We start from the raw sequence: 26,840 nt of genomic DNA on the forward strand, positions 1-26,840 counted from the left end.
AATGGCGCGTCGTAGCGGTGGGAGCCTGACTCCACTTGCAACCCCGGCGAACCGGGGCGGTCGTGCTATGGAAGTCTAACAGTCATGACCGGAAACACCTATTCGCCCTCCGCCGACGCCGCAGGTGACGGGCCTGCCGACGGGACGAGAGGTACCGGGCCGACCGAGTCGAACCCTTCCATTGCCGCCGATGACAGCATTCGCGACCTGGCCGATATTCCGGCGATCGAGGTCATCACCAAGTCCATCGTGATGCTCATGAGCGCGTCGGCGGAGAAGTTGGGACTCGCCGAGGGTGCTTCGGAGTCCGATGTGGACCTCGACGAGGCCCGGCGGCTCATCCACGCACTCGCCGGACTGGTCGACGCTTCACGCGCCGACCTCGGCATCCACGCCGCACCCATCCGCGATGGACTCAAGCAACTGCAACTCGCCTTCCGCGAGGCGAGCGCATACCCGGACGAGCCCGGCGAAGGACCGGGCGAGAAGTACACCGGGCCGGTGCGCGACCGCCGGCGCTGAGACGGCGTCGCGAGGCGTTCCGCTCACCGTGCGCCACCGACCCCCAAACCGATTGCGCCGACTCACACCGCACTCGTCAGTCCCTGGGGCGCAACGCGATTCGGGTCTGTGAGCCACCGGCCCCGCCCTCTGATTTGACCCTGCGAAGAAATCGATCGAGGTCCGCGGTTCCCGACACCCGGATGCGCAGCAGGTAGTCGAACAAGCCGGTCACGTGAACGGCGTCGAGCACCGCCGGATCGTGCCCGGCCCAATCCAGGAATCCCTCCGAGTCGACGCCCTCGCGTAACCGGATGTCGACGAAGGCCTCGATCGAGGTGACCGGGACGTCGACCTCGGCGGCATCGGCGAGCACCGCTCGATACCCGAGGATCACGCCGTCACCTTCGAGTCGCCTGACGCGGGAAGCCGCAGCGTTGGTACTCAGGCCCACGACTCGACCGATGTGACTGAACGATGCTCGGCCATCGGTGGCAAGAATGCCGAGAATCTGTCTGTCGATTTCGTCCATACAGAAAATTGTGCACTCCGCTGCTCAATCTCTCCTCTGCGTCCGTCCGGCGCCTCAGGGTCAACGGCATGAGGGAGGTGGCGAGTGCGATGGGTATGGGTCTTCTGGCCGGGCTCGGCGTGGCGATGCCACTCGGGGCGATCGGGATTCTGTTGATCCACGAAGGTGTCAGCGCGGGCATTCGCCACGGACTGCCTGCGGCTGTCGGGGTCGCCTCGGTGGACGGTCTCTACGCGCTCGCGTCGGTCGTCGTCGGAAACATCGTGGCACCGGAGGTCCGCCGACTCGGTGCGCTCCCCGAGGTGCTCGGCGGAGTGGTTCTCATCGTCATCGCGGTGGTGGGCATCCGACGTCGATCCCCGACAGCGACGACGGCGTTGCCGAGTCGGAGGACCCGAACCGGCGGCCGATTCCTGGTGTTCTTCGGCTTGACCGCAATCAACCCGGCGACTTTCGTCTACTTCTCTGCAGTGGCGGTCTCCACCGGTCCGCTGCCTCCCGTGGCGCGGATCGCATTTGTCGTCGGGGTCATCGCGGCCTCGCTGAGTTGGCAGTCCGGACTGGTGACCGTGGGTGCGCTACTCGGATCCAGAGTGGGTTCTCGACTCCGGCGCGGGCTGACGATCACGGGGTATGTCGTCGTCGGTGTCCTGGGCGCTGTGTTGGCTGTGGCGGGTATGGCTCACACATGACCGCGGGGCCAAGAGCCCGGGGCAGCATGAAGGTCACACACCACCACCGCGTCCACGGCGGTGCCGGCATCGGCCGCGATCTCCCCCGCGGACGAGACAATCGCCGAATGCGCGGCCGGCAGGTCGTAGCCGCCGCCCGTTCTCCCGGCAGCACTCGCCATCGCCACCGGCGACCGACACGCCTCGGCGATCCGAGCCGCGCGACGCCGTTGTTCGTCCAACTCCCACCGATGGTGGACGACGCCACACGCGTACAGATCGATGTCGAGCGCGGCCGTGTCGGCCACGTGCGCTGCCACCCCGGTGTCGCGGCAGATACCGAGCCCGATCGACCATCCCTGCACCGTGACGGCACAGGGCCCCGGCCCGGCCGCGAAGTACCGACTCTCGTCCGCACCGGGGAAGCACTTCCGATAGACCGCCGATGTCGTCGTCGAATCGACGCGGAGGAAAGCAATGTAACGATGCCCGTTCTCGCTGATCGGCGCGCCGATCAGCGCCGTGCACCGCTTTCGTGGCAGGCGTCGGCGATCACCCCGAGTTCGGTCGCATCGACGGCGACATCGCGCGCGTCGAGGTGATACCCGGTGAGAGACAGTTCGGGAAAAACGATCAGGTCGGCGCCCGCACGCCGGACCAAGCCGGCGTGACGACGCGCACTGTCCCTCAGTGACGACGAACCGTCTCCCGGCTGCGCCACCGCGACGCGCAGAACCGAGCCGTCGACCGCCATCTTCTCAGTGTGAGGCGCTCGGCACCTGTCCGCACACCGTCGCCGGTGCTGGTTCGTTCGTCACCGCTCGGCAAGCGCATACAGCCGTCCCCGGGCGCGCATAGGGTGGAGGTCATGACGGAATCTGGCGAGTCGGCATCCTCCCCCACCGGGCCCGGTGGACCCGACGACGAGATCATCGACGCCGAGGTGGTCGTACCACCCGCGACGCCCGGACAGTTCGGCGGCACGCCGTCGATCCCAGACCCCGACTACACCGAATCCGGTGTTCCCACATTCGATTTCGTGCGCGACAAGATCGAGAATCGGATCGCGACGGCGATCGGGTCACAAGAGCTGGCCGAAGGGACCCCTGAAGGCCGGCAGGTGGACGAGATGATGCGCAAGCGCGATGAGGCCGCGAAGAAACGACTCGAGGAGATCCGGAAGTCGATGGGTGGGTGACGCGATGGCAGCTCCGCTCCAAGCGGTGATGCGAGAGATGTTCACGCAAATGGTGGAGGCCAAGAACATCTCGATGGTGGATACGTACTACGACCGAGAATTCATCCTCGTCACCAATGGCCAGACGCAGGACTACGGTGCCTTCCACGCCGGCCATGCGCGCGTCTACTCGACGCCCATCACTTACTCGGTGCGTTACGACGACGAGGCGTGGGTCGAGGAGTCCGATCGCCTCGCCGGGCGTCTCTGGATCACGACGAAACGTCCCGACGAAGCTGCCACCGACATCGAAGTGATGTTCGTCGCGACGTTCCGAGGTGGACGCATCCACCGCCTGTGGGAGTTGACCTGGCCGGACTGGAGTTCGATGAAAGCCTTCGACAACTACGACGACCGCCCGCCACGAGCGCCGTCGGCGGGTAGGTGAGCGCTGTCGGCGAACTGACGGGCGCCGTCGGCGAATAGACGGGCGCCGTCAGCCGGCCGAGGCGACCCGTTCGTCGTCGAGGATCTCGGCGAGGAACTTGCCGGTGTGGCTTTCGGGGGTATCGGCGATCTCCTCCGGAGTGCCCTCAGCGACGACCATCCCGCCCCCGGTTCCACCCTCGGGCCCCATGTCGATCACCCAGTCGGCGGTCTTGATCACGTCGAGGTTGTGCTCGATGACGATCACGGTGTTGCCCTTGTCGACCAATCCGTTGATCACCGCGAGCAGCTTCTTGATGTCCTCGAAGTGCAGGCCGGTGGTCGGCTCGTCGAGAATGTAGACCGTCCGTCCCGACGACCGCTTCTGGAGTTCGGCGGAGAGCTTCACACGCTGCGCCTCGCCACCGGACAGGGTCGGCGCCGGCTGCCCGAGCCGGACGTAACCGAGCCCGACCTCGACCAGCGTTTTGAGGTAGCGGTGAATCGAGGTCACCGGTTCGAAGAACTCGGCGGCCTCCTCGATCGGCATGTCGAGGACCTCCGAGATGGTCTTGCCCTTGTAGTGGACCTCGAGTGTTTCGCGGTTGTACCGCGCCCCATGGCACACCTCGCACGGCACGTAGACATCCGGCAGGAAGTTCATCTCGATCTTGATCGTGCCCTCACCGGTGCACGCCTCGCACCGGCCGCCCTTGACGTTGAACGAGAACCGGCCCGGCTGATAGCCGCGCACCTTGGCCTCGGTGGTGGCTGCGAACAGGGTTCGGATCTTGTCGAAGACGCCGGTGTAGGTCGCCGGGTTGGAACGCGGGGTGCGCCCGATCGGCGACTGGTCCACCTGAACGAGCTTGTCGAGATTTCCCAACCCGTTGACCCGCGTGTGCCGGCCCGGGACTTGTCGGGCGCCGTTGAGCTTGTTGGCGAGGACCGTGGCGAGAATGTCGTTGACCAGGGTCGATTTCCCCGACCCGGACACTCCCGTCACGGCGGTGAGCACACCGAGCGGGAACGTCACATCGATGCCCCGCAGATTGTGTTCGCGCGCCCCGACCACCGTGATGTGCCGGTTCTTGGTGATCGGCCGTCGGATCGCCGGCACCGGAAGGGTGTCTCGACCGGCAAGATAGTTGCCCGTCAATGACTTCCGGTTCTTGAGCAAATCCTTGTAGCTGCCCGAGTGCACGACCTCACCACCGTGTTCACCGGCCCGGGGGCCGATGTCGACGATCCAGTCGGCCGCGCGGATGGTGTCCTCGTCGTGCTCGACGACGATCAGCGTGTTGCCGAGATCGCGCAGCCGCGTCAGCGTGTCGATGAGTCGTCGGTTGTCGCGCTGGTGCAGCCCGATCGACGGCTCGTCGAGGACGTAGAGCACCCCGGCGAGCCCTGCACCGATCTGGGTGGCCAGGCGGATGCGTTGTGCTTCGCCACCGGACAACGACCCGGCCGCGCGTTCGAGCGACAGGTACTCCAGGCCCACGTCGAGCAGGAACCGGATACGAGCCTGTACTTCTTTGAGAACACGGCCGGCGATCGCCTTCTGCCGCGCGTCGAGGGACAGACCGTCGAGGTACGTCGCACATTCGGAGATCGAGAGTTCGCAGACCTGGGCGATCGATCGGGGCCCGTCGGTCGGATGGTCGAGGGTCACCGACAGGATCTCCGGTCGCAGGCGGGCCCCACCACACGCGGGGCACGGCACGTCGCGCATGTACCCCTCGTAACGCTCCTTCATCTGCTCGGACTCGGTCTGATCCATCCGCCGGCTGAGGAAGGCCATCACGCCCTCGAACTCGGTGTAGTACGAGCGGGTGCGGCCGTAACGGTTGCGGAACTTGACGTGAACCTGATGATCACTGCCGTTGAGCAGCGCGTTGCGCGCCTTGGCGGGCAACTTCTTCCACGGGGTGTCGACGTCGAAACCCATCTGATCGGCCAGGCCGCCCATCAGTCGCAGGAAGTAGTCCGCATTGTGTCCCGACGACCACGGCGCGATCGCGCCCTCCGACAATGCGAGGTCCGGGTCGGGCACGACGAGATCCTCGTCGATCTCCTTGCGGACACCGAGACCGTCGCATTCGGGACATGCGCCGTACGGGGAGTTGAACGAGAACGATCGGGGTTCGAGATCGTCGATCGCGATGGGGTGCCCATTCGGGCAGGCCATCCGCTCGGAGAAGCGTCGCTCGCGGTGCGGATCGTCGGCCTCGAGGTCGACGAAGTCGAGCACCACGATGCCGTCGGCCAGGCGCAGCGCCGTCTCCACCGAGTCGGTCAATCGCTGCTTGGCACTGCTCTTGACCACCAGGCGGTCCACGACGACCTCGATGTCGTGCTTTTCCTGCTTCTTGAGTTTCGGCGGCTCCGCCAATGGATGGACCTTGCCGTCGATCCGCGCACGGGAGAAGCCCTGCGTCTGGAGTTCGGCGAACAGGTCGACGAACTCGCCCTTTCGGGTGCGGACGACCGGCGCCAACACCTGGAACCGGGTGCCCTCGCCCATCTCGAGGACCTGGTCGACGATCTGCTGCGGTGTTTGTTTGGCGATCTCCGCGCCACACACCGGGCAGTGTGCCTTACCGGCGCGCGCGTAGAGCAGTCGCAGGTAGTCGTACACCTCGGTGATCGTGCCGACCGTCGACCGCGGATTGCGGTTGGTCGACTTCTGATCGATGGAGACCGCCGGGGACAAGCCCTCGATGAAGTCGACATCGGGTTTGTCCATCTGGCCGAGGAACTGACGCGCGTACGCCGAGAGCGACTCGACGTAGCGGCGCTGGCCCTCGGCGAAGATCGTGTCGAAGGCCAGCGAGGACTTCCCCGACCCGGACAGACCGGTGAAGACGATCAGACTGTCACGCGGCAGGTCCACGTCGATTCCGCGCAGGTTGTGCTCACGGGCTCCGCGGACGATCAGGCGATCAACCACTGCATTCCTATCTCAAGAACTCGAATGTCCGGGCGCAGTGCGCCCCGCGCGCATGACCGTAGCGGGAGCCACCGACAAATTCCGGGAGAGTGGGTCGTGCGCACCGGACAGGCTTCCCGGCACGCCACGGATCCACGATACGCGGGGCTCCCGAATGTCTAGGGTTGGGTGTTATGACCTCGAACGATCTGGCGATCTCCGACGACTACACCGGCGACTTGTCCGAGGGTGGCCCTCAGCGCCGCACGCTGTCCCACGCGACCATCACCAAGATGTCCGTCGGCCCGATGGACAACAACACCTACATCATCACCTCGAAATCCTCCGGTGAGCAGTTGATCATCGATGCCGCCAACGACGGCGACGACATCCTCGCCGTCCTGCGCGAACTCGGCGGCTCCCCCACCCTGATCTTCACCACCCACCAACATTTCGACCACTGGCAGGCTCTCGAGCAGGTCACCACCGCCACCGGTGCACCGACCGCTGCCGGCCGCCTCGATGCCGACGAATTGCCGGTCCGTCCGGACACCCTCGTCGACGATGGCGACCAGCTCACCGTAGGCGACCTCACGTTCACGGCGATCCATCTCGTCGGCCACACACCGGGCTCCATCGCGCTCGCCCTCACCGATCCCGCCGACGGCGTCGTGCATCTGTTCACCGGCGATTGCCTGTTCCCGGGAGGTATCGGGAAGACCTGGCAACCGGGTGATTTCGACACCCTCCTCGACGACGTCTCGACCAAGGTGTTCGATCGTTTCCCCGATTCCACCGTCGTCTACCCCGGACACGGTAAGGACACCACGCTGGGCGCCGAGCGACCTTCATTGCCCGGGTGGCGCGAGCGGGGCTGGTGACTCTCGTCGCGCGCAATCCCCGGCGCGCTGCCCACGACGGGTAGCCTCGATGAGGCGCCATATCGACCGAGCTGATTCGAGAACCCGGGTCGGCCACCGTCGGGCGTCCGGCTCCGCACGCAGACCGAACGAAGGGCAGTGTCACTGATGATTCTTCGCCGTATCGCCCGTCCCATGCTCGCCACCGTGTTCATCGCGTCGGGTGTCGACGCGTTGCGCAAGCCGACCGGCCGCGCCGAGATGGCGGGTGATTTCATCGAGAGTTCCTTGAATGCCCTGCCCGAGAACGTCTCCGCCGCTGTACCCCACGACCCCGAGTTGCTGGTGCGGATCAACGGCGCCGTACAGGTCGGTGGTGGATTGCTGCTCGCGACGGGCAAGTTCCCGCGAATCGCAGCGCTCGGTCTGGCCGGGTCGCTGGTACCGACCACCTTTGCCGGCCATCCCTTCTGGCAGGAGACCGATCCGGCCAAGCGCAACCTCCAGCGCACCCAGTTCCTCAAGAACGTCAGCCTCGCCGGTGGACTGCTGATCGCCGCAGCCGACACCGAGGGCAAGCCCTCACTCGCATGGCGCGGAAAGCGCAAGGCCAGCGCCGCGACGGCAGCTGTCACCGCGGCTCTGCCGGTCGGCGCGAAGGCCGGCTCGTCGGCGTGGGATTCGATCGTCGAACGCACCCATGAGGGTGCATCGGTCCTCGGGGAGAAGTCCGAGGAGGCCGCCGAACTGCTGCGCGACCGCGCCCCCGAGCTCACCGAGGCCGCACGCGAACGCTCCACCGAATGGGCCGACAAGGTCCGCGACCGCGCCCCCGAACTCGCCGAAGCCGCACGCGAACGCTCCACCGAATGGGCCGACAAGGTCCGCGACCGCGCCCCCGAGCTCGCCGAGGCCGCACGCGAACGCTCCACCGAATGGGCCGACAAGGTCCGCGACCGCGCCCCCGAACTCGCCGAAGCCGCACGCGAACGCTCCACCGAATGGGCCGAGAAGATCGGCGACCGCTCCGCCGAGGTCGCCGAACTCATCGGTGACCGCGCACCGGAGTTGGCGGATTCGGCCAAGTCCCTGGCCGCGACCGCACAGGACAAGGCGGAGGCCGGCCGTCGCCGCTGGCGAAAGGCCGTGTCCTGACCCTGCCGACCCGGCGTCGATCCCCCACCGTCACGGGGAGTCTCGATCCTCATCTCTACCCCTGGCACGACGAGACCGTCGTCCCGGCGTCGTCGGTATGTCCTCCGACGACGCCGGGAACAGCCACCCTCGTGGTGGCCGTCGGTTCCAACGCGTCGCCAGAGGTGCTGCGCCGCAAGTTCGTTGACGCAGGACTCAACACCGCCGATCTGATCGACAGGCTCGTGCGGGTGTGGGTCGCCGACCTCGGCGTCACCCACTCGGCGCATGTTGCCCGACGCGGGTACATACCCGCGGCTCCGTATCACCGAGCCGGCGCCCGGTTGGCCACCACCGCCGCGTGGCTCGAACCCGCACACCTCGCGGCGCTCGACTCCACCGAACCCAACTACCATCGAATAACCGTGAGCTCGACGTCACTTTCCCTGCGCCCCCACGGGCCGGCACCATCCCCGGATTTCCCCCTCCCCGCAACCTTCTGCCTCTACTCCTCCCGGCATGGGGTGCTCGGCGACAGCCCGGACTCGTTGGCGCCCTTCGGTTCCCAGTCCGACATCTTCGGCTGGCTGGACCGGCGCCTTCACCTGAGCCTGTCCACCGACGCGGCAGAGTCATGCGCCGAGCTGGCCGATACCCACCGGGCCGCGCGGCTCGTCGCGGGCATCCGCGCGGCACGCCTCGTGCAGGACGCCGGCCTCACCGACTGCGCGGAGGCCCGATGAGTTCGTCACCCGCACGCACCGACGATCCCCGCACCGTCGAGGAGCAGACGCACCTCGATCTGGTCTACGCACGTCTCGACCGCATGCGCGCCACCACCCGCAAGCGCCTCGCAGCGACCCTGCGCGAGTCCGGCGGGACGCCGCAGGCGCAGTCGGAGCGCGAGTCCTACGAGCGGATGTACGTCGACGATCTCACCAAATTCGATGCCGCCGAACACAATCTATATTTCGGCAGACTCGATCTGGAGGATGGCGAGACCCGGCGGATCGGCCGGATCGGGATTCTCGACGACGATGACGCCGACACCACACTGCTCCTCGACTGGCGGGCACCACTGTCACGGGCGTTCTATCTCGCCACGCCCGCCGCGCCCGAGGACGTCGCCCGGCGCCGGCACATCCGCACCCGAAATCGCTCGGTACAAGTGGTCAACGACGAACTCCTGACCGCCGGCGACGCGTCCGCCGAGGACTTCGGTCATGGCGATGTCGTCAACGAGTCGGCACTCGTCGCCGCGCTGAATACCGCACGCACCGGTGAGATGACCGACATCGTCGAGACGATCCAGCGCGAGCAGGATCTCATCATCCGTTCCACCCATCGCGGAGTGACCGTGATCCAGGGTGGCCCGGGTACCGGCAAGACCGCCGTGGCCCTGCACCGCGCGGCGTATCTGCTCTACACCCATCGTGAGATCCTCTCGCGGAGCGGCATTCTCATCGTCGGGCCGAACAGCGACTTCTTGGATTACATCGGCCAGGTGCTGCCGTCGCTGGGTGAGTCGGGCGTGTTGCTCGCGACCATCGGCGAGTTGTTCCCCGACGTCCATGCACGCGCCGATGAGCCGCGGGCAACTCGTGAGGTCAAGGGCAGACTCGCGATGCTCGACGTCCTCAAACGGGCGGTACGTGCCCGGGAGTCCTTGCCGCGCACTGCGATTCCGGTCAACTTCGAGGGCTACACGGTCGAGATCGACAGCGAGCTGATCAAGGCCGCCCGCGGGAAGGCACGGTCCTCCCGACGCGCCCACAACCAGGCACAGTCGGTGTTCTTGCGCTCCGCGCTCGACGCACTGGCGGCGCGCCATGCCAGGGCGATCGGCTCGAGCCTGCTCGACGGCTCCCAGATGCTCAGTTCCTCCGACATCGCCGACATCCGCGCCGACATGTCCCGTGACACCGACATCCGGGCGACACTGCTCGACTTCTGGCCGACCCTGACCCCGCAGGACGTTCTGCGAGATCTCTTCGCCGACAAGGCCGCCCTGCGCCGGTGCACGCCCGGGTGGAGCGACGAAGAGCGTGCCGTCCTGCATCGAGGTCCCGCGGACGACGCCTCCGACCTCACCCCCGCCGACGTCCCGTTGCTCGATGAACTCGCCGAGCTCATCGGTTACGGCACGGCCGAGGCCCAGGCGCGGGAGAAGGAGCAGTGGCGCCGTCAGCTCGCCGAGGCCCAGGACGCCCTGGATATCCTCACCGGTTCTGCGCCACAGGATCTCGAGGACGAGCTGGACCCCGAGATCCTCATGGCCTACGACCTGATCGACGCCGAACAACTCGCCGCACGTCAGACCCACACCAGTCGCGCGACCACCGCAGAACGTGCGTACGGGGACCGGACCTGGACGTTCGGCCATGTGATCGTTGACGAGGCGCAGGAACTCTCCGCGATGGCGTGGCGAATGGTGATGCGTCGCATACCGAATCGGTGGATGACGATCATCGGCGACACCGCCCAGACCGGGGACCTGGCAGGCACCACCTCGTGGAGTGAGGTACTCACCCCGTATGTCGCCAACCGCTGGCAACTGCGGGAACTGACCGTCAATTACCGCACGCCTGCCGAGATCATGGCCTATGCGGCCCGGGTGCTGAGCCGGGTCGATCCGGGGGCCACCGCCCCGACGTCGTTGCGCAGGAACGGAATCGAGCCCGCAGCCATTCGCACCGACCCGCGCGACCTGGCCACGACCATCGTCGAAGCGGCCACCGCACCGGAGCTGACGGGCCTCACCGGCATCGTCGTGCCCGATGCGGTCCACCCGATGATCGCCGAGGCACTCGGGAATGTCACCGAGGCACTCGGCAGTGTCACCGAGGCAGGCACCGATACATCCGGGGAGGCCGCCGAACCGAGGCCACGGTTGCATACGGTCACCACGTGCAAGGGACTCGAGTTCGACACCACCATCGTCGTCGAGCCGGCCGAGCTCGTCGATCAGTCACCCCGGGGCTACAGCGACCTGTATGTGGCTCTGACGCGAAGCACGCAGCGGCTGATCGTCATTCACAGCCGGGACCTGCCCGCGGAGCTCGCCGATCTACCGGCGACCTGAACCGGACACGAACAACCGCCACACCATCGGAACCGACAGGGCGCCCCGCTTCGCGGGGCGCCCTGTCGGTCGTGCGGGATGATCTCTAGGTGGTGTGGACGATCAAGACGTCCGAGGTGGACTTGCGCGCGGCGTCCGCCGGCACCGAGCCGAGCAGGCGTCCGGCGATCGAATTGAGTCCTCGGTTTCCGACGACCAGGAGGTCGGCCTGGACGTCGGCGACGAGTTGCAGCAGCGCGTCGACCGGTGCGCCCTTGACCGCACGTTGCACGATCTGGGTGGCTCCGGCCTTGGTCGCCCGTTCCTTGGCGCGACGCAGGATCTCCTCGGTCGGCGAGGAGCCGGTGACCTGGTAGGCCTCGTCCTTCAGTACGTCGGCCACCTCACCGGCGGAACGGTCGTTGGGGAAATACGCGCATGCGATCACCAGTTTTGCCGACTCTCCGGCGATCGCACCGGCGCGATCGACCGCCGCCATCGATGACTCCGAGCCATCGGTTCCGACAACCACCGTGGTATATGCGCTCATTCGTACCTCCACTACGTGTCCGGCCCCGCACTTCGCGGGCGCAACCATCCCCCACACTTTAGGGAGCCCTGGGTGTGCAGGCTAGTGCGCCGCGGGGCGATTTGTCCCACGATCGGGCGAGGCGCGCCCGTGTGCGTTACTTGATACCGGCGGCATCCATTCCCCGCAACTCCTTCTTCAGGTCGGCGATCTCGTCGCGCAGCCGCCCGGCGAGTTCGAACTGCAAGTCGCGGGCGGCGGCCATCATCTGGTCGGTCAGTTGCGAAACCAGATCGGCCAGTTCGGCTCTCGGCATCGCCGACACATCACGCTTCTCGATCACACCGGCGCTGGCGGCCTTGCCCCCGGACATCTCGCCCTGCGCGCGGCGGCCCCGGCTCGCGCTGCGGCCCGATCCGACCACCGCCGCCGAGGTGTCCTCGGCTTCCCGGTACACCTGATCGAGGATGTCGGCGATCTTCTTGCGCAGCGGCTGCGGATCGATCCCACGCTCTTTGTTGTAGGCGACCTGTTTTGCCCGTCGCCGTTCGGTCTCGTCGATGGCGTTGCGCATCGAGTCGGTGATCTTGTCGGCATACATGTGGACCTGACCCGACACGTTGCGCGCGGCACGGCCGATGGTCTGGATCAACGAGGTCGTCGAGCGCAGGAATCCTTCTTTGTCCGCGTCGAGGATCGCGACCAGCGACACCTCGGGCAGGTCGAGTCCCTCACGCAGGAGGTTGATGCCCACCAGGACGTCGAAGTCGCCCGATCGCAGTTGCCGGAGTAGCTCGACGCGCCGCAAGGTGTCGACTTCGGAGTGCAGATACCGCACTCGGATACCGAGTTCGAGCAGATAGTCGGTGAGGTCCTCGGACATCTTCTTGGTCAGGGTCGTCACCAGTACGCGCTCGTCGCGGTCGGTGCGTTCGCGGATCTCGTGCACCAGATCGTCGATCTGGCCCTTGGTCGGTTTCACCACGATCTCCGGGTCCACCAGTCCGGTCGGCCGGATCACCTGCTCGACGAACTCACCATTGGACTGGCCGAGCTCGTAGGGGCCCGGGGTTGCCGACAGGTAGACGGTCTGCCCGATGCGGTCGACGAACTCGTCCCAGGTCAGGGGCCGGTTGTCGACCGCCGACGGCAGCCGGAATCCGTACTCGACGAGGTTGCGTTTGCGGGACATGTCACCCTCGTACATGCCGCCGATCTGCGGGACCGTGACGTGGGACTCGTCGATCACCAGGAGGAAATCCTCGGGGAAATAGTCGATGAGTGTCGCTGGCGCGGTACCCGCACCGCGGCCGTCGATGTGGCGCGAGTAGTTCTCGATGCCCGAGCAGAACCCCACCTGACGCATCATCTCCAGGTCGTAGGTGGTGCGCATGCGCAGCCGCTGGGCCTCGAGGAGTTTGCCCTTGCGTTCGAGCTCCGAGAGTCGCTCCTCGAGCTCGTCCTCGATGCTCTTCATCGCCCTCTCCATGCGGTCCGGTCCCGCGACGTAGTGGGTCGCCGGGAAGATGCGCAGTGAATCCACCTGTCTCACAACATCTCCGGTGAGCGGGTGCAGGTAGTACAGCGACTCGACCTCGTCGCCGAAGAACTCGATCCGAACGGCGAGCTCCTCGTAGGAGGGGATGATCTCGACGGTGTCGCCGCGAACGCGGAAGGTGCCGCGGGTGAAGGCGGTGTCGTTGCGTGCGTACTGCACGTCGACGAGCAGCCGCAATAATGCATCCCGATCGATCTCGTCGCCGACCGCGATCTCCACCGACCGATCCAGGTAGGACTGGGGGGTACCGAGACCGTAGATACATGAGACCGACGCGACCACCACCACGTCCCGACGTGACAGCAGGTTCGAGGTGGCCGAGTGCCGCAGACGCTCGACGTCGTCGTTGATCGACGAGTCCTTCTCGATGTAGGTGTCAGTCTGCGCGATGTAGGCCTCGGGTTGGTAGTAGTCGTAGTACGACACGAAGTACTCGACGGCGTTGTTCGGCAGCATCTCGCGTAGTTCGTTGGCCAGCTGCGCGGCGAGGGTCTTGTTGGGCGCCATCACCAGGGTCGGACGCTGGACGCGTTCGATGAGCCAGGCCGTCGTCGCCGACTTGCCGGTACCGGTGGCGCCGAGCAGCACGATGTCCTTCTCGCCCGCGGCGATCCGTTTCTCCAGGTCGTCGATGGCTGCCGGCTGGTCACCGGCGGGCTCGTACTCGCTGACCACCTCGAAGTGGCCCTCGGTACGTTCGATCTCGCCGATAGGGCGGTACTCGGAGTGCGCGATCACCGGTCGCTCTGCTGCAAAGGCCATGACGCCAGGGTAAACGCGCCCTACGACAAGTGTGTTCCAGGCGATCGAGGGGCCACGGCGCCATTAGGGTCGATGTATGTCCGACTCGGCCGGCCCCCCATCACGCGAGGTCTCGTCTCACGAGGACCTCCATCCGCCCAAACGCGAGACCTTCGACGTCCCGGCGATGACCAACACCGACAACAAGGGATTCGTGCGGCCGGTCGAACGGTACGAGGTGACCGATTTCGGGTTGTACATGTCACGGACCGCCGACCATCCGCGGTTCGATCACCTCGAGTCGTGGCTGCTCCCGGCGCTCGGGCTCCGTGCGAACATCTTTCATTTCGTGGACGGGCACCGCACGGGTCAGCGACTCTACCTGGACGTGGGTGCATTCGACGGCCCCGACGGCGAGGGCCGCTGGCATGCCGTGGACTGGTATCTCGATCTCGTCGATGTACCCGGAACCCCCTTGGAGCTGATCGACGTCGACGAGTTGTTCGCTGCCCATCGCGCCGGGTTGCTGCCCACCGACAGCTGCGTCGCGGCCGTGAGGATCGCCACGCGAGCCCTCGCCGGGGTCGCCGAACATGGCCATGACGTCGACGCATGGCTTGACGCTGAGGTCGGCGGGCACGTGTTCTGGCTCGATCGCCCCTGAGTCCGCCTCAGACCGCTCGATCGCCGTGCAGAAGCAACTGCGCCACCTCGTCGAGTGCCCAGCCGGTCTCGCTCGGTCGGAGCACCCACACCATGTCGAAACGGTCGTCGGGCCAGTCGCGCGGGCTCGGGGTGACCTTTCCGAACTCCTGGACCAGGCCGCGGATTCGGTGGTGCTCCCAGCTGATCAGCGTCACCCCGGTCTGCCCACGCGCGAAGGCCGCCGCACCACTGAGGTCGTCCTGGGTGAATCGGGTGACCGGCTCGACGCCGATCCGCGCGGCGAGTGGGGTGATCGTCTGCAGTGGCCGACGACTCGCGCCGTCTCCGCCGACCGACGCGACGACCCGATCCGGGGTGAGTAGACCGTCGCGCGGCGCCTGGCCGTCGGCACCGAACAGGGCGACGAGTCCACCGGCACGCGTCCACCCGGCGACGGTCAGCGACGCGGAGTCCCTGGCCCCGGACTCGGTGACGCCGTGCGTGCCCGTCGCCGGTTTCTCCGCGTGCCGAACGATCATTACCAGCGGCGGTCCGGATGAGGTCGACGGCGTCGATCTCGCCGTCGCGGCGGCGGTCATCTCGCTGCCCGGGGTGTCGGGTGTCGTGGCGCAACCCCCGATCGCCGCGGCGCCTGCGCCCAGGCCGACCGCGGCGAGCAGCCCACGTCGCGAAACCGGCATACCCGGCGACTGAGATCGGTTGTCGCGCAACATTGTCGCGACACTACGCCGCCGGCCGAGGATTCCGTTCAGCCGGCTGTTCGGATACCCACCGTCGCAGGCCGACCGGGGTCGGCAGACCCGAACCGGCCGTCGCCGATCGGTGCGAATCCACCCGGCGGGAGCGCATCGGCGAGTGCGTCCGACGCGTCGGCGTCGCGCGCGGTGATCACGAACCCCTGATCGGCGCTACCGCTCGCCGCAGCATCGATCGCCGTGGCGTTTGCGCCCGCCAACGCCCACAACCGTTGGGTGATGCGCGTGGGAAGTGTCGAGGAGTTCGGTTCGGCAGCAACGAGTTCCGGATCAACGGTCGCCGGAGTGCGGGTCCGCACATTGGTCTCGAACGGCACGAGGCGGCGCGCCCACAGCTCTGCGGAGGCGGCCGCGAGCGCTTCCGGGCTGCTCGAGTTGTCGAGCCAGGCGTCGGCGACCGCGCGACGCTGGTCGTCGTCGGCTTGGGCGGCGATGCGTGCACGAGCGTCGGATTCCGGCATTCCGCGCAGCTCGACGAGCCGGCGCACACGTTCCTCGGCGTCGGCGTGCACGATGATCACCAGATGGAAGAACGGGGCCATGTTGCCCTCGACCAGGAGTGGGATGTCCTGGATGACGATTGCGTCGTCGGGTGCGGCCTCCAGCATTTCCTGGGTGCGCGCCCCGACGAGCGGGTGGGTGATCGAGTTCAGTGTGGAGCGGCTCTCGTCGTCGACGAATGCCTTCGCCGCGAGTGCGGCGCGATCCAGCGACCCGTCACCGGCCAGGATGTCCTCGCCGAACGCCTCGACGAGTCGCGCGAGACCCGGGGTGCCCGGTTCGACGACTTCGCGGGCGATCTTGTCGGCGTCGATGTGAAAACCGCCGCGCTCGATGAACGTCTTGGCCACTGTCGATTTTCCGGCTCCGATGCCGCCGGTCAGTCCCACTCGGATCACGGTCCCAGTGTGGCAAACCCACACACGGGACCGTGATCCGGACCATCTCACCGTCAGCCGGTGACGCCGGTCAGCTCGATCGTCTGCGCCGGAAGGGTCGCCTTGTTCGCCACCTTCGCTGTGGACAGGTCAACGGCATACAGGGTTTTCGTCGCGGGGTCGCTGACGTAGGCCCGGTCACCCTGGATGAACAGATTCGGCATCGGCGACTGCCATTCGTCGGGTTCGGACCAGGCCGCGATGACCGGGATGCTCGCCGTCTCGGTGGCCGACTCGGGATCGTAGACGTGCAGTGCACCGTCCGTACCGAGGATTACCGCCTGCCCGTTGGGGCCGCGTTCGATCGACCGGAAGCTATAGCTGGCCGGGAAGTCCACGAGGCGCAGGGTTCCGGTCCGAGTATCGGTGAGGGTGAAACGATTCGGGCGTTCGAGCTCGGCGTCCTTGTCGGTCTTGTAGTCGCCGAGCACGATCGGGGACTCGGCCGTGCCGGCCTGGTTGCCGATGCGGCCGTACGGATCAGGACTCGACACCTTTTGAATCTCGTTGCCGCGCACGATGAGTATGCCGTCCTGGCAGCCGAAGGTGAGTACTCCCCCGGCGGCCTCGGCCTCACCGTGAATGCCCGGGCATTGATCGTTGCGGGCGATCTCGTTGCGGGCCTTGTCCAGGATCACGATGCCCGAGCGGGTGTCCTCGTTGCCGACGGTGACCACCAGGGTGCCGTCGCCGCGCGACACAGCGACCCCGTGATGTGGCTCAGGTGTGCGGTAGGTCGTCGACGCGGCATTCCCTTGTGCCAGTTCGACGGGTTCGACGATGTTCACTTCGCCGGTACCGTCGGAAAAGAGGGTGAGGCGGTCCTCGAAGGACACGACGTGACCGGGTTCGGCACCGCCGAATCGCATGTCGGTGAGTACCGGCGATGTCGTGTAGTGATGGCCGTGGTCGCCGTGCTTGCGGGTCCAGGTGCCCATGTCGAGGACGCGGAACCCGTCGGACTCGCTGATGAAGACATTGCGGCCGTTATCGGCGCTGTTGAGTCGGGTGAAACCCTCGACAGGGAAATCCCCGACCTGCTGCAGGGTCTCGGCGTCGTAGACCAGGACACCGCCGTCATAGCTCAACGCGAGCCTCGGTGTGGCACTTCCTTGTTCGACCGGCGATCCCGACGCCGCACTACTCGTCGCCGAGGTGTCACCGCCGCCATCAGAGCCACACGCGACGAGCGTTGCGGTCACCGCCGTGAGGGCGGCCACGGAGAATGTCAGTTTTGTCCGTTGTATGAGCACGCCGCACAGCTAAGCCGTTGATGACAATTATTGTCAAAATGCCATACACGAATACGTTGCCGAGCGGGTTGATCCATTCCCCGAACCTAGAGACATATTTAATATATTGCCCCAACGGGTTCGAGGCCCCGGGCCATCGTCCGGGGAGAGGAGGCTGTGATGCTGTGTTGCCTGGTGATGGTGATCGTGCTGGGAGCCGGCTCACGTTTCATGCCGTGGCGCACCGTCCGAGACGACGGCGGCTTCGCGCCGACTGCGGTGCGCAGCACCCCGGATGACACCGATCTCGCGGCACTTGTCGACGCCCTCTCCGAGCGGCCGCCCGGGGCCGGCCCCGCACTGCATGGTCGCCCCACACTCCACACTGCGGTCCCGTCGGTGATGCAAGCGATCGCGACGGGCGTGGCCGCTTCGCTGCCCGTGACCGTGGCGCTCATGGCCGGCGGACTCGCCCGCACCAGCGCACCCGGCTGGGTGTGGCTGATCCACTGTTCGGGTGTGGCAATGCTCACCGTCGCCGTCATGGGTGCAGCGGCGTTCGTCGGTCTCCGATGGCCGCGGCGCATTCGTGGGGTCGGGGCGCTCGGTGTGATGGCGATCGGGATCGCGGGCGCACTGTTGACCGTCGTCGAAATCGACACCCGTCTGGTCGACCTGTATCAACTCCGCTCGACAACCGCGCACCTCGTCGTCACTTCAATCCTGTTGGGAGCCATCATCTCCGGATTCATCGCAGTAATCGCCGCTACGTCGGACACGCCCGCACGCACGCCGGTCGGGTCGGCGTGAGCACGGGCATCGCGCCGGTCGCGGTCACCGAGTCGTCCGGCGACGATCTCGCGTCGCTGCGGTACCTGCTCGATCTCGCGCTCCAGCCGGTAGACGATTTCACCGGCTTCACCCGGCTCGAGCAGATCGGCGGCAGCGCGCTGCGCTACCAACTCAGTTATGCCGGGTATGCGTTGTCGATGGCGCAGTACACGCGCACACCGGCATTCGGCGGCTATCTCGCGGAGGCGCAGGCCAATCTCATTCGTAAGATGTGCGACAAACGCGTATGGGGATATTGGGCCACCGAGCAACTGGCGGGATACCTTCGGTGGAATCCCGATCCCATGACCCTCGGCAACGTGATGTACACGGGCTTCTTCGCCGCGATGCTCGCGCTCTACGAAAGCCTCAACGGCACCGGAGAATTCGACGATCCGGGAAGCCTGGAACTGCGATGGAGCACCGAGAAGTCGTTCCACTATGGTTACACCCCGATCGCCGAGGCCATCGAGCGCAACATGCGGCAGAGTCGTCAGACGTTGTATCCGTGTGAGCCGCACCTGATCTACCCGATGTGCAACGCCGTCGCAATGGTGGGACTGTGCGCCTACGACCGGCTCCACCACCGCGATCTCGCCGGCGATCTGCCCGAAAAGATGAGGCAATCGTTGTTCGACAACAAGTTCCGACGTCGCGACAGACGCTTTGTCTTCGGACGCGGGCCACTCGGCCTGGTCTTCCCACCGATGATCGCCAACGACGCCGTGATGACCTACTGGCTCAACGCCTTGACGCCGGATCTCGCGCACGACACCTGGGACGTACTGCGTCGGACACGCATTCGCAACCGCTCGACGCGCGTCGGACTGCGGACAACGCCCGTCGACCACCTCGACGTCGGGTCCTATCGACCCGGTGATGGATGGGCGTGGGCAAATCTGCTCATCGCCGCGCGCGAGACGGGCGCCACCGAGATCGCCGACACGATCACCGAGAAGATCGCCGCCGACATCGGGTTCGATCACTCTCCGCACGGCGCGCACAAACTCCACGGCGTCTCGACATGGGTCAACTGCGCCCATGTGCTGGGACGTATGACCAGACCCGACGGCATGCGGGACCTCGCCTCCGGCGAGATCCCCGACACCTGGCGCCACGGCCCTCACCTCGATTCGGCCGGCTATCCGGACGTTCTGGTCGCCAAGGCGCTCACCGACGGCACGACACTCCAACTCGTGCTGCGGCCCGGAGCCGGTCCGACCCGAACTGCGCTGCGACTCTCGAGACTCCGACCGAGCGCGACGTACGCGTTACGCGGAGCGATGGCCGACGAGGTCACCGCAGACCACGACGGTCAGGCGATCATCGAGGTCGACCTGTCGGCGCGGCTGGAGGTGCAGGTCCGCCCGCACGTCTGAACCCTGACACGATCAGGTGGAGATCAAACGAGTGCGACCCCTTCCGTTGCCGGAAGGGGCCGCACTCGTTTGTTCAGATCAGGCGATCAGGCGTTGCCCGACAGCTTCTCGCGAAGCGCCGCGAGCTGCTCGTCGCTGGCCAGCGATCCGCCGCCCGACGAAGAGGTCGACGAGGACGAGGTCGACGAGCTGCTACGGCTCTCCGACGCCGACGAGTAGTCCGTCGGGGCCTTCTCGGCCTCGGCCGCGGCAGCGGCGAACTTCTCGATCTGCGCGGTGTGCATCTTGTGACGACGCTCCGCCTCGGCGTAGCGCGCCTCCCAGGCCTCACGCTGCTTCTCGAAGCCCTCGAGCCATTCGTTGGTCTCGGGATCGAAGCCCTCGGGGAAGATGTAGTTGCCCTGCTCGTCGTAGCTGTCGGCCATGCCGTACTTCGACGGGTCGAACTCCTCGGTGTAGTCCTCGTTGGCCTGCTTGAGGCTCAGCGAGATCCGGCGACGCTCCAGGTCGATGTCGATGACCTTGACCATCGCGTCGTCGCCGACGGCGACAACCTGGTCCGGGACCTCGACGTGACGCTCGGCGAGCTCGGAGATGTGCACCAGGCCCTCGATGCCCTCGTCGACACGGACGAACGCACCGAACGGCACCAGCTTGGTGACCTTGCCCGGGACGATCTGGCCGATCGCGTGGGTGCGGGCGAACTGGCGCCACGGGTCTTCCTGAGTGGCCTTGAGCGACAGCGACACACGCTCGCGGTCCAGATCGACGTCGAGAACCTCGACGGTGACCTCGTCACCCACGGTGACGACCTCGGACGGATGATCGATGTGCTTCCAGGACAGCTCGGAGACGTGAACCAGACCGTCGACGCCGCCGAGATCGACGAACGCACCGAAGTTGACGATCGAGGACACGACGCCCTTGCGGACCTGGCCCTTCTGCAGCTGGTGCAGGAATTCGCTGCGCACCTCGGACTGGGTCTGCTCCAGCCAGGCGCGACGCGAGAGCACCACGTTGTTGCGGTTCTTGTCGAGCTCGATGATCTTGGCCTCGATCTCCTTGCCGATGTACGGCTGCAGATCGCGGACGCGGCGCATCTCCACCAGCGATGCCGGGAGGAAGCCACGCAGACCGATGTCGAGGATCAGGCCGCCCTTGACGACCTCGATGACGGTGCCCTTGACGGCCTCGTCCTTCTCCTTGAGCTCCTCGATCGTGCCCCACGCGCGCTCGTACTGCGCACGCTTCTTGGACAGGATCAGCCGGCCTTCTTTGTCCTCCTTGGTGAGGACGAGTGCTTCAACCTCGTCACCGACGTTGACGACCTCGTTGGGGTCCACGTCGTGCTTGATCGAGAGTTCGCGTGAGGGGATCACGCCTTCGGTCTTGTAACCGATGTCGAGCAGAACCTCGTCGCGGTCGACCTTGACGATGGTGCCTTCGACGATGTCGCCATCGTTGAAGTACTTGATCGTGGAGTCGATGGCGGCGAGAAAGTCCTCAGCCGAGCCGATGTCGTTGACGGCTACTTGCGGCGAGGTGATGGTGGAGGACGGCATATTGGTGAGTTGCTCCGGACAGATATGTAGTAGGTACAGTTTGGTCGTGCTGGGAGTGCGCCGGCCCATACTCAGGGCATGCGCAACCGCGCGAGATGGTGCACACGCGCGGAAACAACCCTACTCCAGCGGCGTTGCGCTGGGCAAATGCCGTACCGCCGCATTCCGGGGCCGTCGCATTCGCACCGACACGGGGAGACACGCACGATGGCACACTCAGTCGAGTTCCTCGTCGACGACGCCTCTGACCAGCAGATTCGCACACAGTGGGCAGCGCTCGCCGACGCCGGGCTCCCCTCTCAGGCCGGCATCGCCTCGAGCACCAATCGCCCGCATATCACCGCACTCGCCGCCGCCCACATCGCACCCGGTATCGATACCGCACTGGCGACGGTCGGCATGCGCCTACCGTTCACGGTCGCACTCGGTGGCGTGGTCGTCTTCGGCTACGGACGCAAGCGGGTCGTCGCACGTCTGGTGGTGCCCACGAGCGAGTTGTTGTCCACCCATGCTGCGGCCGTCCGCCTGGGTGCTCCGTTCGCGACGGACCACAAAGGGCGGGCAGGGGTATTCGACCATTGTGTTCCAGGCTCATGGACCCCTCACGTGACGTTGGCGCGCCGCGTTCCACTCGAACAATTGCCTGCCCTTTTCCACGCCCTCGAGCCTTACGACCCCGTCATTGGTGAAGCACCGATGACAGTCGTCGGGCTGCGCCGCTGGGACTCCGACACACGCACTGCCCGTGTCATCGGCGGAAGAGCCTGCTGACGCGACCTCGATAGGGCGAGCGGTTCACCTCAGGGGATGTCCACACCCGGGCACGTGAGCGCCAGAGACTTTTGTACCCGAATGGTCGTGGATAGGGTCCGGAGAATGACATTGACAGCGTCGAATTCTCGATTTATCGCAATCGTTGGCGCCGGTCTTTGAATACCTTTAGAATTCGGCGGTGGCCCGAATTCCCAGAGCTTTTTCCGTGACAGTGGTCGGTGCTGCACTTGCAGCGCTCCTGTCGATTCTCCTAGCGATTCCCCTGGCGGCACCGGCAGCGGCGGCACCGCTGGTACCGCCCTCCCAGGATCCGTTTTACAGTACGACACACTCGCTGACCCACGTCGAGCCGGGAACCGCACTGAAAACCAGGGTTGTCGGTTTGGCCTACGGCGACAAGCGCTTTCCCGCGACGGCCACCCAGATACTGTTCCGCACCACCGATCAGTTCGGCGCCCCGACCGCTGCGGTGACCTCGATCATCGAGCCCCTCACACCGGGGCCGCGTAAGATCATTTCCTACCATTCGCCCTACGATGCACTCGGTTCGCAATGCGATCCGTCCTACGCATTGCGTGGGGGGAACACCGGCCGCCGACCGGAATTCGACGACCTCACCATCGGTACCCTCCTCGCGCAGGGGTACACCGTTGTGGCCCCCGATTACGAAGGTCTGAAGATGCGGTGGACCATGGGTCGCGAATCGGCCCAGACCGCGCTCGACAGCATCCGCGCCGCCGAGCGACACCTGCGCGCTCCGGCATCGACGCCGGTTGGTCTGTTCGGCTACTCCGGCGGTTCGGTCCCCACCGGATTCGGTGCCGATCTCGCGCCGACCTACGCGCCCGAGCTCAACATCATCGCCGTCGCAGCGGGTGGGGTGATCGTTGATCCGGCGCACAACCTGCCGTATGTCAATGGCAGCACGCAGTGGGCCGGTGTCATCCCGGCACTGATGAACGTCTACAACGACGTGTTCGACCTCGGTATCGAGCGGTACCTCTCCCCTAAGGGAACCACCATCCTCGCCCAGACCCAGGGCAAATGCCTCATCGATTTCGCGACGAAATACCCCGGATTGACCGACTCTCAGCTACTCCAGCCGCAGTATCCGAGCCTGCTCGATGTCCCAGGCATCCCCGCGGCGTTCAACCAGAACATCATGGGACTCAAAGGCAAGCCCCGTGGTCCGGTCTTCCTGGGGGTCGGCAACATCGACGGGATCGGCGACGGCATCATGATCGACGCGGACGTCGCAGGTCTGGCAACGCGCTACTGCCGCGAAGGGGTGGCAACCCAATACAAGACCTATCCGAAGCTCAGCCATTTCGAGGCATTCATTCCGTGGGCCGCCGACGCCGAGCGGTTCCTGGCCGACCGGTTCGCCGGCCGACCGGCGACGTACTGCAGTGGCATCCCGACCGGAAACACCCTCGCACCGATCTGACAGGCGCACCGCTGACCGGCAAGGGTCCACGTCCCTAGACTCGCGGGCGTGGACTCTTCCGACGAATCAGCGATCCCCGCTCATCAACCGCGCGTCCTCGATGACGTCGACTCGGCGACCAGCGCCCGCGCCAACCGCGCGTGGTGGGACGCCGAAACCACCGACTACCACGCCGAACACGGCGATTTCCTGGGCGCCGGCACACCGGGAGGCGATTTCGTGTGGTGCCCGGAGAATCTTCGGGAGTCCGACGCACACCTGCTCGGCGAGGTACGGGGGAAGACCGTGCTCGAGATCGGTTGTGGATCGGCGCCGTGTTCCAGGTGGCTTGCCGCGCAGGGCGCCGACGTGGTCGCGACCGATCTCTCGCGGCGCATGCTGGGGTACGGGCTGGCGGCGATGGAGCTCTTCGACGAGACCCCGGTTCCTCTCGTCCAGGCCACGGCTGAGGCACTCCCCTTCGCCGATGCCACCTTCGACATCACTTTCTCGTCGTTCGGTGCGGTGCCGTTCGTCGCCGATTCGGGGCGCGTGATGGCCGAGGCCGCACGGGTTCTCGTGCCCGGTGGCCGTTGGGTGTTCTCCATCAATCACCCGATGCGCTGGATGTTTCCCGACGACCCCGGACCTGACGGTCTCACCGTCGCGATCCCCTACTTCAATCGCACACCGTACTCCGAGGTCGATGCCGACGGCACCATCACCTACGTCGAGCACCATCGGACCATCGGTGATCGCGTCCGTGAGATTCGTTCCGCCGGTTTGATTCTCGACGACATCGTGGAGCCCGAATGGCCCGACGACCTCGAACGCGTCTGGGGTCAGTGGAGTCCGCTTCGGGGACAATACTTTCCGGGTACCGCGATCTTCTGTTGCCGTAAGCCGGACAGCTGACGTCGATCAGCCGCCGTCATCTCACGCGGGATCGAACCGGAACACCGCACACCGGCCGGCGAGCGCCTCGAACTCGTCGGGGGTGCCCTCGGTGACCAAACCCGATCGCGTCATGAACTCGACACCGGTGGGCACGAGTTCGGGAAACCGTCGAAGCAATGGGCGGGCCTGCGCCGCATCGAGTTCCACCATGCGCACGGTTTCCGAACGCCGACGGGTGCGCAGGGTTGCGGTGTCGGCGGCACGGGCATTGCGTTCCCAGTCCGAGCCGGGGAAACCGGACACGACGTAGCGATGACCGTCCACGGTCATCGGGGTGATCGGCGTCGATCGGGGCTTACCGCTCGTGCGCCCCGGCACGGTGAGGATCACCGGACCCTCGTCACCGAAGATCGGTATCCCGACCCTCGTCACCGCCATCAGCACCTTGTTCATCGGTGTCAACCACCACGGTGGCCGTGGGCTCGCATTCGTCATGCCCGCCGAGGATAGCCGCAGACCGACTCACAGGAGTTTGGACAGGAAGCTCTTGGTCCTCTCGTGCTGCGGATTCGCGAGAACCTCACGCGGATCGCCCTTTTCGACGACGACTCCGCCGTCCATGAACACCAGCTGGTCGGCCACCTCACGCGCGAAACCCATCTCGTGGGTGACCACCACCATCGTCATCCCGGACGCCGCAAGCTCTCGCATGACGCCGAGTACCTCGCCCACCAATTCGGGATCGAGCGCCGAGGTCGGCTCGTCGAAGAGCATCAGCTTGGGTTCCATGGCGAGAGCACGAGCAATGGCGACTCGTTGTTGCTGTCCGCCGGAGAGCTGGGCCGGATAGGTATCGGCCTTGTCCGCGAGCCCCACCCGGTCGAGCAGTTCACGGGCACGCGCGAGTGCGGCGTCCTTCTTCTGCTTCTTCACCTGTGTCGGCGCCTCGATCACGTTCTCCAACGCGGTGCGATGCGGGAACAGGTTGAAATGCTGGAACACCATGCCGATGTCGCGCCGTTGCTTGGCCGCATCCTTCGGGCTCATCTCATAGAGCTTGTCGCCGCGTTCGCGATACCCGATCAGATCACCGTCGACGTAGAGCCGCCCGGTGTTGACCACCTCGAGATGGTTCACGCACCGCAAGAACGTCGACTTCCCCGATCCCGAGGGGCCGATCAGACAGAGGACCTCACCCTTGGCGACCTCGAGGCTGATGCCCTTGAGCACCTGCAGGGTCCCGAAGCTCTTGCACACCCGATCGGCGCGAACCATCGGTGGCGCAGCGGTCTCAACGGAGCTCATCACTCTCCTCGTCGACGGCGAGCACCTTGTTCTGCGCGGCCGCCATCGCCTTCAATTGTCGCCCGGTCAACTGTCGCGACGCTCCTCGTGAGTAGTAGCGCTCCAGATAGAACTGGCCGACCATGAGCACGCTGGTGACCGCGAGGTACCAGGTCGAGGCCACCATGAGCAGTGGAATTGGCTGGAAGTTGACACCAGAGATATCTGCTTGCACACCGAACAGTTCGCCTGTGAACGGCACCGCAACCACGAGGCTCGTGGTCTTCAGCATGCTGATCACCTCGTTACCGGTCGGCGGAATGATCACTCGCATCGCCTGTGGCAACACCGTCCGGCGCATCGTCTGGGTCCATGACATCCCCAGCGCCACCGACGCCTCGGTCTGTCCCTCACCCACCGAGGAGATACCGGCACGCACGATCTCGGCCATGTACGCAGACTCATTGAGGGCCAGCCCGATCATCGCGAAGAGAAGGGCCGAGTAGAGATCCTGCATGTTCAGGTGTGCGAACTGCACCACAAACGGTATTCCCAGGTCGATGCGTTTGTATATGGAAGGGAACAAGCCCCAGAACACCAGCTGAACGTAGACCGGTGTCCCTCGAAAAATCCACAGGTACACCCACGACACCGACCGCAGAACCACGTTGGGTGATAGCCGCATGATCGCAAGGAGGACGCCAAGGATGACGGCGATCACCATCGCGAGCACCGTGAGCAGCAGCGTGTAGCCCGCACCGACGAGAATCCGAGTGTCGAACAAATACTTGCCGTAGGTGGCCCATCCGTAGGCGGGATTCGTTGCCGCACCGTAGACGAACAACACCACCAAGATCAGGACGATCGCAGCTGCCACCCACTGTCCGTAGTGGCGAAGTGGCACCGCTTGGATCGCCGTCGGTTCTCGCGGTCCGTCGTCAATTGGCGACGGACCGGAAGTCGAGGTTGCTCCCACG

At 65.8% G+C, this 26,840-nt stretch carries 27 protein-coding genes; 14 read left to right on the forward strand and 13 right to left on the reverse strand.

Translation table 11 applies throughout. From position 1 onward, the window contains the following. Positions 1-84 precede the first annotated feature (84 nt). Positions 85-522, forward strand: a complete 438-nt coding sequence (locus tag J6U32_RS17730) for a DUF1844 domain-containing protein (protein WP_208791478.1) — start codon at positions 85-87, stop codon at positions 520-522. A gap of 76 nt (positions 523-598) precedes the next feature. On the opposite strand, the gene J6U32_RS17735 is transcribed toward J6U32_RS17730, so the two are convergent. Then, entirely contained in the window at positions 599-1,033 is a 435-nt protein-coding gene (locus J6U32_RS17735; RefSeq protein ID WP_208791479.1) for an Lrp/AsnC family transcriptional regulator, read from the reverse strand. Between the two features lie 68 nt (positions 1,034-1,101). Here J6U32_RS17735 and J6U32_RS17740 point away from each other — a divergent pair, with 68 nt between their 5' ends. After that, positions 1,102-1,725, forward strand: a complete 624-nt coding sequence (locus J6U32_RS17740) for a LysE family transporter (protein ID WP_208791480.1) — start codon at positions 1,102-1,104, stop codon at positions 1,723-1,725. Here the strand turns inward: J6U32_RS17740 and J6U32_RS27495 are convergent. After that, positions 1,716-2,246, reverse strand: a complete 531-nt coding sequence (locus J6U32_RS27495) for a nitrilase-related carbon-nitrogen hydrolase (protein ID WP_338837847.1) — start codon at positions 2,244-2,246, stop codon at positions 1,716-1,718. The two genes, J6U32_RS17740 and J6U32_RS27495, sit on opposite strands and share 10 nt — an antisense overlap. Next, positions 2,219-2,458, reverse strand: coding sequence for a nitrilase-related carbon-nitrogen hydrolase (locus J6U32_RS27500; protein ID WP_244332087.1), 240 nt, complete (start codon positions 2,456-2,458; stop codon positions 2,219-2,221). The genes J6U32_RS27495 and J6U32_RS27500 overlap by 28 nt, the downstream gene beginning before the upstream one ends. Positions 2,459-2,572: 114 nt before the next feature. Here J6U32_RS27500 and J6U32_RS17750 point away from each other — a divergent pair, with 114 nt between their 5' ends. Both J6U32_RS17750 and J6U32_RS17755 read left to right on the forward strand, forming a co-directional pair. Further along, positions 2,573-2,902 carry a PspA domain-containing protein gene (locus tag J6U32_RS17750; RefSeq protein WP_208791481.1) on the forward strand — a complete coding sequence of 110 codons (330 nt, stop codon included), beginning with the start codon at positions 2,573-2,575 and terminating at the stop codon, positions 2,900-2,902. A gap of 4 nt (positions 2,903-2,906) precedes the next feature. Continuing rightward, complete coding sequence (locus J6U32_RS17755; protein WP_208791482.1) at positions 2,907-3,329, forward strand: nuclear transport factor 2 family protein; 423 nt, start codon at positions 2,907-2,909, stop codon at positions 3,327-3,329. Between the two features lie 48 nt (positions 3,330-3,377). Here J6U32_RS17755 and uvrA read toward each other — a convergent pair whose 3' ends face one another. Then, positions 3,378-6,257 (reverse strand): excinuclease ABC subunit UvrA, encoded by a 2,880-nt coding sequence (uvrA, locus tag J6U32_RS17760; RefSeq protein ID WP_208791483.1) that lies wholly within the window; start codon positions 6,255-6,257, stop codon positions 3,378-3,380. 173 nt (positions 6,258-6,430) lie between these two features. Here uvrA and J6U32_RS17765 point away from each other — a divergent pair, with 173 nt between their 5' ends. The 4 genes from J6U32_RS17765 (at position 6,431) to J6U32_RS17780 (ending at position 11,312) form a co-directional block, all read left to right on the forward strand. Further along, positions 6,431-7,117, forward strand: a complete 687-nt coding sequence (locus J6U32_RS17765) for an MBL fold metallo-hydrolase (protein WP_208791484.1) — start codon at positions 6,431-6,433, stop codon at positions 7,115-7,117. Positions 7,118-7,264: 147 nt separating this feature from the next. After that, positions 7,265-8,251, forward strand: a complete 987-nt coding sequence (locus J6U32_RS17770) for a DoxX family membrane protein (RefSeq protein ID WP_094602035.1) — start codon at positions 7,265-7,267, stop codon at positions 8,249-8,251. 134 nt (positions 8,252-8,385) lie between these two features. Further along, entirely contained in the window at positions 8,386-8,973 is a 588-nt protein-coding gene (locus J6U32_RS17775) for a hypothetical protein (RefSeq protein WP_244332090.1), read from the forward strand. Continuing rightward, positions 8,970-11,312, forward strand: a complete 2,343-nt coding sequence (locus J6U32_RS17780; RefSeq protein ID WP_208791486.1) for a HelD family protein — start codon at positions 8,970-8,972, stop codon at positions 11,310-11,312. The genes J6U32_RS17775 and J6U32_RS17780 overlap by 4 nt, the downstream gene beginning before the upstream one ends. 85 nt (positions 11,313-11,397) lie before the next feature. Here the strand turns inward: J6U32_RS17780 and J6U32_RS17785 are convergent, their stop codons facing one another. Next, on the reverse strand, positions 11,398-11,841 hold the full coding sequence (locus J6U32_RS17785; RefSeq protein WP_014360229.1) for a universal stress protein: 444 nt from the start codon (positions 11,839-11,841) through the stop codon (positions 11,398-11,400). A gap of 136 nt (positions 11,842-11,977) precedes the next feature. Beyond that, positions 11,978-14,140 carry an excinuclease ABC subunit UvrB gene (gene uvrB, locus J6U32_RS17790; protein WP_208791487.1) on the reverse strand — a complete coding sequence of 721 codons (2,163 nt, stop codon included), beginning with the start codon at positions 14,138-14,140 and terminating at the stop codon, positions 11,978-11,980. Between the two features lie 76 nt (positions 14,141-14,216). Between uvrB and J6U32_RS17795 the strand changes: the two genes are divergently transcribed. After that, positions 14,217-14,783, forward strand: coding sequence for a DUF402 domain-containing protein (locus J6U32_RS17795; protein ID WP_208791488.1), 567 nt, complete (start codon positions 14,217-14,219; stop codon positions 14,781-14,783). Between the two features lie 7 nt (positions 14,784-14,790). Here J6U32_RS17795 and J6U32_RS17800 read toward each other — a convergent pair whose 3' ends face one another. Genes J6U32_RS17800 through aztD form a run of 3 tightly spaced genes read right to left on the reverse strand, consistent with a single transcriptional unit; the run spans position 14,791 to position 17,731 of the window. After that, the gene (locus J6U32_RS17800; protein WP_208791489.1) at positions 14,791-15,498 is read right to left on the reverse strand and encodes a hypothetical protein; all 708 of its coding nucleotides are present in this window, start codon (positions 15,496-15,498) and stop codon (positions 14,791-14,793) included. 35 nt (positions 15,499-15,533) lie between these two features. Continuing rightward, the gene (gene coaE, locus J6U32_RS17805) at positions 15,534-16,439 is read right to left on the reverse strand and encodes a dephospho-CoA kinase (RefSeq protein WP_208791490.1); all 906 of its coding nucleotides are present in this window, start codon (positions 16,437-16,439) and stop codon (positions 15,534-15,536) included. Positions 16,440-16,492: 53 nt separating this feature from the next. After that, positions 16,493-17,731 (reverse strand): zinc metallochaperone AztD, encoded by a 1,239-nt coding sequence (aztD, locus tag J6U32_RS17810; protein WP_208791491.1) that lies wholly within the window; start codon positions 17,729-17,731, stop codon positions 16,493-16,495. A 159-nt stretch (positions 17,732-17,890) separates the two neighbouring features. On the opposite strand from aztD, the gene J6U32_RS17815 reads away from it, so the two are divergent. Next, entirely contained in the window at positions 17,891-18,520 is a 630-nt protein-coding gene (locus tag J6U32_RS17815; protein ID WP_208791492.1) for a hypothetical protein, read from the forward strand. Then, positions 18,517-19,920: a hypothetical protein gene (locus tag J6U32_RS17820; RefSeq protein WP_208791493.1), complete on the forward strand. Its 1,404-nt coding sequence runs from the start codon at positions 18,517-18,519 to the stop codon at positions 19,918-19,920. The genes J6U32_RS17815 and J6U32_RS17820 overlap by 4 nt, the downstream gene beginning before the upstream one ends. An 86-nt stretch (positions 19,921-20,006) precedes the next feature. On the opposite strand, the gene rpsA is transcribed toward J6U32_RS17820, so the two are convergent. Next, the gene (rpsA, locus tag J6U32_RS17825) at positions 20,007-21,482 is read right to left on the reverse strand and encodes a 30S ribosomal protein S1 (RefSeq protein WP_026920065.1); all 1,476 of its coding nucleotides are present in this window, start codon (positions 21,480-21,482) and stop codon (positions 20,007-20,009) included. A gap of 207 nt (positions 21,483-21,689) precedes the next feature. Here rpsA and J6U32_RS17830 point away from each other — a divergent pair, with 207 nt between their 5' ends. The 3 genes from J6U32_RS17830 (at position 21,690) to J6U32_RS17840 (ending at position 24,597) form a co-directional block, all read left to right on the forward strand. Then, positions 21,690-22,253, forward strand: a complete 564-nt coding sequence (locus J6U32_RS17830) for a 2'-5' RNA ligase family protein (protein ID WP_208791494.1) — start codon at positions 21,690-21,692, stop codon at positions 22,251-22,253. Between the two features lie 208 nt (positions 22,254-22,461). Then, positions 22,462-23,703, forward strand: a complete 1,242-nt coding sequence (locus tag J6U32_RS17835; protein WP_244332092.1) for a lipase family protein — start codon at positions 22,462-22,464, stop codon at positions 23,701-23,703. 48 nt (positions 23,704-23,751) lie between these two features. Then, positions 23,752-24,597 (forward strand): class I SAM-dependent methyltransferase, encoded by an 846-nt coding sequence (locus tag J6U32_RS17840; protein ID WP_208791496.1) that lies wholly within the window; start codon positions 23,752-23,754, stop codon positions 24,595-24,597. 21 nt (positions 24,598-24,618) lie between these two features. On the opposite strand, the gene J6U32_RS17845 is transcribed toward J6U32_RS17840, so the two are convergent. Genes J6U32_RS17845 through J6U32_RS17855 form a run of 3 tightly spaced genes read right to left on the reverse strand, consistent with a single transcriptional unit; the run spans position 24,619 to position 26,839 of the window. Continuing rightward, on the reverse strand, positions 24,619-25,074 hold the full coding sequence (locus J6U32_RS17845) for a nitroreductase/quinone reductase family protein (RefSeq protein ID WP_208791497.1): 456 nt from the start codon (positions 25,072-25,074) through the stop codon (positions 24,619-24,621). Between the two features lie 27 nt (positions 25,075-25,101). Beyond that, positions 25,102-25,884: an amino acid ABC transporter ATP-binding protein gene (locus tag J6U32_RS17850; RefSeq protein WP_280118961.1), complete on the reverse strand. Its 783-nt coding sequence runs from the start codon at positions 25,882-25,884 to the stop codon at positions 25,102-25,104. Continuing rightward, positions 25,871-26,839 (reverse strand): amino acid ABC transporter permease, encoded by a 969-nt coding sequence (locus J6U32_RS17855; RefSeq protein WP_208791498.1) that lies wholly within the window; start codon positions 26,837-26,839, stop codon positions 25,871-25,873. Before J6U32_RS17855 ends, J6U32_RS17850 begins: the two co-directional genes overlap by 14 nt. Between the last annotated feature and the right edge of the window lies 1 nt (position 26,840).

This window comes from Gordonia polyisoprenivorans (genome assembly GCF_017654315.1).
Classification (GTDB): Bacteria; Actinomycetota; Actinomycetes; order Mycobacteriales; family Mycobacteriaceae; genus Gordonia; species Gordonia polyisoprenivorans_A.

Coding starts and splice junctions, on each gene's coding strand:
- J6U32_RS17750 (WP_208791481.1), top strand. CDS start 2,573: ATGACGGAATCTGGCGAGTCGGCATCCTCCCCCACCGGGCCCGGTGGA.
- J6U32_RS17765 (WP_208791484.1), top strand. CDS start 6,431: ATGACCTCGAACGATCTGGCGATCTCCGACGACTACACCGGCGACTTG.
- J6U32_RS17735 (WP_208791479.1), bottom strand. CDS start 1,033: ATGGACGAAATCGACAGACAGATTCTCGGCATTCTTGCCACCGATGGC.
- J6U32_RS17785 (WP_014360229.1), bottom strand. CDS start 11,841: ATGAGCGCATATACCACGGTGGTTGTCGGAACCGATGGCTCGGAGTCA.
- uvrB (WP_208791487.1), bottom strand. CDS start 14,140: ATGGCCTTTGCAGCAGAGCGACCGGTGATCGCGCACTCCGAGTACCGC.
- J6U32_RS17730 (WP_208791478.1), top strand. CDS start 85: ATGACCGGAAACACCTATTCGCCCTCCGCCGACGCCGCAGGTGACGGG.
- J6U32_RS17850 (WP_280118961.1), bottom strand. CDS start 25,884: ATGAGCTCCGTTGAGACCGCTGCGCCACCGATGGTTCGCGCCGATCGG.
- J6U32_RS17800 (WP_208791489.1), bottom strand. CDS start 15,498: ATGTTGCGCGACAACCGATCTCAGTCGCCGGGTATGCCGGTTTCGCGA.
- J6U32_RS17780 (WP_208791486.1), top strand. CDS start 8,970: ATGAGTTCGTCACCCGCACGCACCGACGATCCCCGCACCGTCGAGGAG.
- J6U32_RS27500 (WP_244332087.1), bottom strand. CDS start 2,458: ATGGCGGTCGACGGCTCGGTTCTGCGCGTCGCGGTGGCGCAGCCGGGA.
- J6U32_RS17830 (WP_208791494.1), top strand. CDS start 21,690: ATGGCACACTCAGTCGAGTTCCTCGTCGACGACGCCTCTGACCAGCAG.
- J6U32_RS17845 (WP_208791497.1), bottom strand. CDS start 25,074: ATGACGAATGCGAGCCCACGGCCACCGTGGTGGTTGACACCGATGAAC.
- J6U32_RS17795 (WP_208791488.1), top strand. CDS start 14,217: ATGTCCGACTCGGCCGGCCCCCCATCACGCGAGGTCTCGTCTCACGAG.
- J6U32_RS17755 (WP_208791482.1), top strand. CDS start 2,907: ATGGCAGCTCCGCTCCAAGCGGTGATGCGAGAGATGTTCACGCAAATG.
- J6U32_RS17815 (WP_208791492.1), top strand. CDS start 17,891: ATGCTGTGTTGCCTGGTGATGGTGATCGTGCTGGGAGCCGGCTCACGT.
- J6U32_RS17740 (WP_208791480.1), top strand. CDS start 1,102: ATGAGGGAGGTGGCGAGTGCGATGGGTATGGGTCTTCTGGCCGGGCTC.
- J6U32_RS17770 (WP_094602035.1), top strand. CDS start 7,265: ATGATTCTTCGCCGTATCGCCCGTCCCATGCTCGCCACCGTGTTCATC.
- rpsA (WP_026920065.1), bottom strand. CDS start 21,482: ATGCCGTCCTCCACCATCACCTCGCCGCAAGTAGCCGTCAACGACATC.